This window comes from Pseudomonas sp. (assembly GCF_037994325.1).
Classification (GTDB): domain Bacteria; phylum Pseudomonadota; class Gammaproteobacteria; order Pseudomonadales; family Pseudomonadaceae; genus Aquipseudomonas.
In genome coordinates this window covers 1-7786 of sequence record NZ_JBBNAH010000173.1, presented here as the reverse complement: position 1 = coordinate 7786, position 7786 = coordinate 1, and the positions used below count along the sequence as shown (strand labels likewise).

The following is a 7786-nucleotide window of genomic DNA, read 5'->3' as shown; positions in this document are numbered from 1 at the left end:
CTACAGTGGTTGTATCCTGGCCGACAGCGTGGGCCTGGGCAAAACCTTCACTGCTCTAGCGGTGATCAAGTACTACGAGCTGCGCAACAAATCCGTCCTGGTGCTCTGCCCGAAGAAGCTCGCCGACAACTGGCTGAACTACAACCGCAACCTCAAGACCAACATTTTCGCCAAGGATCGCTTCAACTACGACGTGCTCTGCCACACCGACCTAACCCGCACCCGTGGCGAGTCGTTGGGTATTCCGTTGGATCGGGTCAACTGGGGTAACTACGACCTGGTGGTAATCGAAGAGTAGCACAACTTCCGCAACAACGACGTCTACAAAGACAAAGAAACCCGTTATCAGCGGCTGATGAATCAGGTGATTCGTCAGGGCGTGAAGACCAAGGTGCTGATGCTCTCGGCTACCCCGGTCAACAACCGCTTCAGCGATTTGCGTAATCAGCTGGCCTTGGCCTACGAGGGCGACAGCGACAACCTCAACGACAAGCTGCGTACTGAAAAAGACATCGACGGCATATTTCGCCGCGCTCAGACGGCGTTTAATGCCTGGTCGATCCTGCCTCCAGAGAAACGCACCGCTGCTGCCATTTTGAATACCCTGGACTTCGACTTCTTCGAGCTGCTCGACAGCGTGACCATTGCCCGCTCGCGCCGGCATATCGAGACCTTCTATAACACCGCCGACATTGGCAGTTTTCCGGAACGTCGAAAGCCGCTCTCTTTCCACTGCCCGCTGACCCATCGTGAGGATGTCATCGGCTTTAACGAGATCTTCAATCAGCTCTCGTTGCTCAAGCTCGCCGTCTATGCCCCGGTCAGTTACATCCTGCCCAGCCGGATGAAGAAGTACGAAGAAATGTACGATACCGAGGTGGAAAGAGGCGCAGGTAAGTTCAAGCAGGTCGACCGCGAAAAAAGCCTGCAAGCGCTTATGACCACCAACCTGCTCAAGCGCCTGGAAAGCTCGGTCGAGTCTTTCCGTCTGACTCTGAAAAACCTGCAGGCGACTCACAGCAGTGCGTTAGACAAAATCGCCGCCTTCAAGAAAACAGGCGTAGCCAGTGACTTTGCCGACGTCGCCGCCGCGTTTGAGGACGCGGATTTCGATGATGACGACCTGCCCACACCTGGCGATATCAGCATCGGCAAGAAAATCCAGATCAGCCTGGAAGATATGGATGTGCCCTCCTGGGAGCAGGATCTTCAGGGCGACCTGGTTTTCATTGAGGAGCTGCTGGCCGAAATGGCCAAGGTCACGCCAGCCGATGACGCCAAACTGCAGCATCTTAAGACCCAGATCACCAGCAAGCTGACCTCGCCAATTAACCCCGGCAATCGCAAAGTGCTGATCTTCACCGCCTTCTCCGACACCGCCAATTACCTCTACGACAACCTGGCCGAGTACCTACTGCGCAGCCATAAGGTTCACTCGGGCAAGGTCACGGGGAGTGATGCCCCAAAATCCACGCTGGGCGGTATGCCGGGCAGCCGGCAGACCTACGACTTCCAGGGGTTGCTCACGCTCTTCTCACCACGCTCCAAGCAGAAGGCCGCCATCTACCCGGATGAGCCGCGAGAGATCGATATCCTGATTGGCACCGACTGCATCTCCGAAGGCCAGAACCTGCAGGATTGCGACTACCTGATTAACTACGACATTCACTGGAACCCGGTGCGGATCATCCAGCGCTTTGGTCGTGTTGATCGGATCGGCTCACAGAACGCCAGCATCCAGCTGGTCAACTACTGGCCGGACATCAGCCTGGATGAGTACATCAACCTTAAGGAGCGGGTCGAGAACCGCATGATGATTGCTGACGTCGTCGCTACCGGCGATGACAACGTTCTCAATGCCCAGGCCAATGACGTGGCCTACCGCAAGGAACAGCTACGCCGCCTGCAAGATGACGTGATCGAAATGGAAGACATCAAAACCGGGGTCTCCATCACTGATCTTGGCCTCAACGACTTCCGTATGGATCTGCTCAACTACATCAAAACCAATGGTGACCTTGAGCATCTCCCCAGCGGCATGCATGCCGTCGTGCCGGCGCGGCAAGAGCTTGGGCTGCTGCCAGGTGTGATTTTCACCCTGCGTAATCGCAACAAGGGCTCCAGTCTTAATCAACAGAATCGCCTGCATCCCTTCTACCTGATCTACATCAGCCTGGAGGGGCAGATCATCAGCGACCAGACAGAGGCCAAGCGCTTGCTGGATCTGGCTCGTAGTGCCTGTAAGGGCCATAGCCAACCGATTCCAGCGGCCTATCAACTGTTCAATCAGTCCACCGGGGACGGGCGTGATATGCGTGTCTACTCCGACCTGCTCGATCAGGCCATTCGCTCGATGATCGATGTAAAGGAAGAACGGGACATCGACAGCCTGTTCAGTGGCGGTAGAACCACGGCCCTGGTGGACACTATCTCAGGGTTGGATGACTTCGAGCTGATTACCTTCATCGTTATTCAAGGCGTGGCATGATTCGGTCAGGCATCCCGCCAGCGCTGTTCAGCTTCCCCGCGCAGGCCAGGGTTGCACGCGTGGTGCCTAAGAACAAAATCTACGAGCACGGCCCGGTTAGCTCTGCATTGCGCGATAAGTTTGTCCGCCAGGTCGAGCAGATAACCTGGGCCTACAAGCTGGCACCGGAAACCATTAACCTGCCGGCCCGGGGCGGGGTGGCCGAAGTTCAGGTATTCGACATCTCGCAGAAAACCGCCGAGCTGGACGAGGACGTGTTGCGCGCTATCGACCGCGCCATTCCGTTGCCGATCATCTTTCAGTTGCACCATGAGCAGCGCACCCGCATGGTGGCGGCTTTTAAGCGCCGCAGCGAAGCCGATGCCAGCAAGTGGGTGATAGATGGCTACTTGGCGGGCAACTGGTTGCCCGCCGACAGCCTGCGCCAGCATCTGCCGGTGGCGCTGGATCTGCAGGGGCTCTACGAACAATTGCTGCGCAGCTTGCTACCCAATTCGGCTAGGCCGGGCGAGAGCCTGCTCGAGCAACTGCAGCGGCTATACCGCTTGCGAGGCTTGCACAGTGAGCACGCCAAGCTGGATGCGCGCCTGCACAAAGAAAAACAGTTCAACCGCAAGGTGGCGCTCAACGCCCAGCTGCGGGAAATTCAGAATGAAATTGCCGACCTGAGCGCCTAAACCTCGGTTCGCGCCAAGCACCCAAGAGATACAGGAAGTCCCATGGACAAGCTGAAAATGCACTCCCCCAACCTGACCGAAGCGAATATCGCCAAGCTGGCAGAGCTGTTCCCCAATTGCTTTACCGAAACTCGGGATAGCAAGGGCGAGCTGAAAAAGGCTGTCGACTTCGATCTGCTGCGACAGGAGCTTTCTACTTCCTCAGTAGAGGGGCCGCAAGAGCGTTATCAGCTGAGCTGGCCTGGCAAACGCGAGGCTCTTCTAGCCGCCAATACTCCTATTTTTAAAACACTGCGGCCTTATAAGGAAGAAAGTTTAAATTTTAACGAAACGGAAAACCTCTTCATTGAGGGCGATAACCTTGAAGCGTTAAAACTTTTGCAAGAAAATTACCTTGGAAAGATAAAGCTGATATATATAGATCCTCCTTACAATACAGGTAGTGATTTTGTTTATCGGGATGATTTTTCAGAGTCTCAGTCTGAGTTCTTGGTGCGCTCAGAGCAAAGAGATGAACTGGGTCAGCAGCTTGTTTTGAATAGCAGTTCAAGTGGGCGCTTTCATTCCAAATGGCTCAATATGATGTATCCTCGATTGAAGCTGGCCAGAAACCTTCTTCAAGATGACGGGGTTATACTTGTGTCAATTGATGAGGCTGAGTCCGCTAATCTTAGAAAGCTTTGTGAAGAGATTTTTGGAAGCGAGAACTACGCTGGTGATATTGTTTGGAAAAACAGTAGCAAGAATGATCAAGACTATATATCCGTGCAGCATGAGTATATTTTTTGCTTCGTAAAAAGTAAAAAAGACAATCTTGGCCAATGGTTGGAAAGAAAAGACGGTCTTGACGAAATATATAAAGCTTTCGACGAGTTCAAGGCTAAACACGGCAGCAATTGGGCTGCAATTCACAAAGAAGCTCTAGCGTGGTATCGCCAATTCCCTGAGTCAAACCCGATATATTCTAGTAAGCATTATTCTTGGATGGATGAGAATGGAGTGTACTTTCCTGACAATATTTCCGGGCCGAACGTAGGGCAGTATGTGTACGAGCTTTCCCATCCCGTGACCGGAAAGAATGTTAAGCAGCCATCTCGCGGTTGGTTCTGTCCACAAGAAAAACTGAAAGTTCTGGCTGAAAACAACTTAATACATTTTGGTGAGGATGAGTCAACAGTTCCTTGTCTTAAAACCTATCTTAAAAAAACCGAGTATAAAAGTCTCTCTAGTGTTGTATTTAGAGATGGTCGGGCCGCATCTAAAAGGTTGCGCGCACTTTTTGGAGATAACATTTTTACTAATCCTAAAGATGAGTTTTTACTTTCATCCCTTATGAGGGCGATCGGGGTTCAGGGGGATGACATTGTTTTAGATTTCTTTGCGGGGTCTGGAAGCACAGGGCATGCCGTAATGAATTTGAATCATGAGCAAAAAAGCTCGTGTAGATATATTTTGGTGCAGTTGCAAGAAGACCTTAATGAGACCTACAAAACAGCCACTGGGCTTAATAAGAAGGTTCTCAAGAATGCTATTGAATACCTAAAGAAAAGAAATAAGCCAGAGGTTTTAAGTGAGATTTGCAAGGAGCGCTTGAGGTTGTGCGGAAAGAGCTTCTTGGCTGAAGACTCATTGTTTCAAGAAAAGCCACAAATTGACTTGGGATTTCGAGTTCTTAAGATCGATACCTCCAATATGAAAGAGGTGTATTACAAACCTGATAATGTCAGTCAAGATCAGCTCTTTGATCAGGTCGACAATATTCGCGAAGATCGCACCTCTGAAGACTTGTTGTTCCAAGTACTGCTGGACTGGGGCGTGGATCTGGCTCTGCCTATCAGTCAGCAAAGCATCGCTGGCAAGACCGTTTTTTTCGTCGACGGTAACGCCTTGGCTGCCTGCTTCGACACCGGCATTGATGAGGCTTTCGTCAAACAGCTCGCCGGGCACAAGCCATTGCGTGTGGTGTTCCGTGACGCCGGCTTTGCCAGCGATAGCGTGAAGATCAACGTCGAGCAGGTGTTCAAGCTGCTGTCGCCGGCTACTGAAATCAAGACGCTTTAAGGGGCTGATCGATGAAGCTGAAGTTCAAAGTCCAGCCCTACCAGACCCATGCAGTGGACTCCTTTGCCGACTGTTTTGCGAGCCAGCCAAAGTCCTCGGGCGTGACCTATCGCATTGACCCCGGCGCAAATTCTAAAGTAACCGTCACGCCGCAGCAGGCTGACCTCTATGGCGCGCAGAGTTCTGCTGAGCTAACCGAGGCTGGCTTCAAGAATGCCGAATTGGCCCTTAGCCCAGTTCAGCTGCTTGAGAATATTCAGGCCGTGCAGCGTCGGCAGAACCTGCCACTTTCCCCTGTGTTGGTGCGGGACAGCAAAACCGGCTGCCCGATCAACCTCGATATTGAGATGGAAACCGGCACAGGTAAGACCTATTGCTACATCAAGAGCATGTTCGAGCTGAACAAACGCTATGGCTGGAGCAAATTCATCGTCGTGGTGCCAAGCATTGCCATCCGCGAGGGCGTGTACAAGTCGCTGCAGATTACCGCCGAACACTTTCTGGAGAGCTACGGCAAGAAGGCGCGTTTCTTCATCTACAACTCCAAGCAGCTGCATAATCTGGAGAGTTTCTCCTCGGATGCCGGCATCAACGTGATGGTCATCAATGTCCAGGCCTTTGCGGCCCGTGGTGCTGATCAGCGGCGAATCTACGAAGAGCTGGATGACTTTCAGTCACGCCGGCCTATCGACGTCATCAAGGCTAACCGGCCGATCCTGTTTCTCGATGAGCCGCAGAAGATGGAAGGGGCCAAGACGCTAGCCTCCTTCAGCGAGTTCAACCCGCTGATGATCGTGCGCTACTCGGCCACCCACAAAACCGAGTACAACAAAATCCACCGCCTTGATGCCCTGGACGCCTACAACCAGAAGCTGGTGAAGAAGATCAATGTGCGCGGCATAACGATCAAAAACCTGACCGGCACCAATGCCTACCTGTTTCTGCAGGATATTGAGGTCTCCAGCAACAAGCCGCCCATGGCGCGGGTTGAGTTCGAGGTTAAACAGAGCAACAGCATCAAGCGTGTTATGCGCAAGCTCGGTCGCAACGACAATCTGTACGACCTGTCCGGTGGGCTGGATCAGTACAAGGGCTATGTAGTTGCGGACATTGATGCGCGCATCGATAGCTTGAGTTTTACCAATGGTGTCGAGTTGGTCGCTGGCGATGCCGTAGGCAACGTGGATGAGGCCGCGATGCGGCGCATCCAGATCCGCGAGGCCGTCAAGGCGCACTTCCAGAAGGAGATGATGCTGTTCAGTCGCGGCATTAAGGTTCTGTCGCTGTTCTTTATCGACGAGGTCGCTAAGTACCGCCAGTACGACGAAACCGGCGAAGTGGCGGGGGAGTACGCGCAGATCTTCGAAGAGGAATACAACGCCTACCTCATCGAGGTGATGACGCTGGAAGACACGCCTTACAACCGCTACCTGAAAGGCATCCAAGCACGTCAGACGCACAATGGCTACTTCTCCATCGATAAGAAGAGCAAGCGCCTGGTCGATCCCTCGGTGGGCCAAAAAGCTACCGAAACTGATGACGTAGATGCCTACGACCTGATTCTCAAGGATAAGGAACGCTTGCTGTCCTTCGATGAGCCGGTGCGCTTTATCTTCTCTCACTCGGCATTGCGCGAGGGTTGGGATAACCCCAACGTCTTCGTCATCTGCGCGCTGAAACACAGCGACAACACCGTCTCCCGCCGCCAGGAAGTAGGGCGAGGCATGCGCTTGTCTGTGAATCAGCTTGGCGACCGTATGGACAACCCGGCCACGGTACACGAGATCAACGAACTGACAGTGGTGGCCAGCGAAAGCTACAAGGATTTCGTCAGCGCGCTGCAGAATGACATCAGTAATTCGCTGTCGGCACGGCCACGTGTGGCTGACGAGAAATACTTCACCGGTAAGGTTCTGCAGACCTCCGGTGGTGACGTAGAGGTCACGCCGCAGCTGGCCAAGCAGATATACAAATACCTGCTGAAGAATGACTACACAGACGACAACGATCAGATCACCCAGGCCTACCATGAGGCCAAGCGTGAAGAGCAATTGGCCGAGCTTCCAGCCGAGCTGCAGGCCTATGCCGAACAGGTGTTCAAGCTGATCGATAGCGTGTTCAGCGCCGCGCAAATGCCGGAGATCGGCAATGACCGCAAAGCCAAGCTCAATCCGCTGAACGCGAATTTTGAGAAGAAAGAGTTTCAGGCGCTGTGGAACAAGATCAACCGCAAGGCGGCTTACACCGTTCACTTTGAAACCGAGGAACTGGTGGGCAAGTGCGTGGCTTGGTTGGATAAGGAACTGCGGGTTAAGCCGATGCAGTACATCATTGAGCGGGGCACCCAGCTGGAGAATGCCAGCTTCGACGACATGAAGAGCGGCACGGCCTTCAAGGTTGCGAACAGCTCAACCGAGAACTACACCCACTCAGTTCATTCGACCGTTAAATACGACCTGATTGGTAACTTGGCGGAAGCCACTCAGCTGACGCGCAGCACCATTGCCAGCATCCTCAAGCGCTTGAATGTTGCCGTGTTTAGTCAGTACAAGACCAACCC

Annotated in this window: 3 protein-coding genes and 1 pseudogene; all 4 read left to right on the top strand. The window is 53.1% G+C overall.

Annotation, left to right across the window (positions count from 1 at the left end):
• Positions 1-2488, top strand: a pseudogene (locus tag AAAB16_RS05960) (helicase-related protein); the annotation flags it as partial.
• Positions 2485-3165, top strand: a complete 681-nt coding sequence (locus tag AAAB16_RS05955; RefSeq protein ID WP_340662514.1) for a DUF4391 domain-containing protein — start codon at positions 2485-2487, stop codon at positions 3163-3165. The pseudogene AAAB16_RS05960 and the gene AAAB16_RS05955, both read left to right, overlap by 4 nt.
• 42 nt (positions 3166-3207) lie before the next feature.
• On the top strand, positions 3208-5226 hold the full coding sequence (locus AAAB16_RS05950) for a site-specific DNA-methyltransferase (RefSeq protein ID WP_340662513.1): 2019 nt from the start codon (positions 3208-3210) through the stop codon (positions 5224-5226).
• Positions 5227-5237: 11 nt separating this feature from the next.
• Positions 5238-7786: DEAD/DEAH box helicase family protein (locus AAAB16_RS05945; protein WP_340662512.1), on the top strand; the 2549-nt coding region annotated here is incomplete at its 3' end.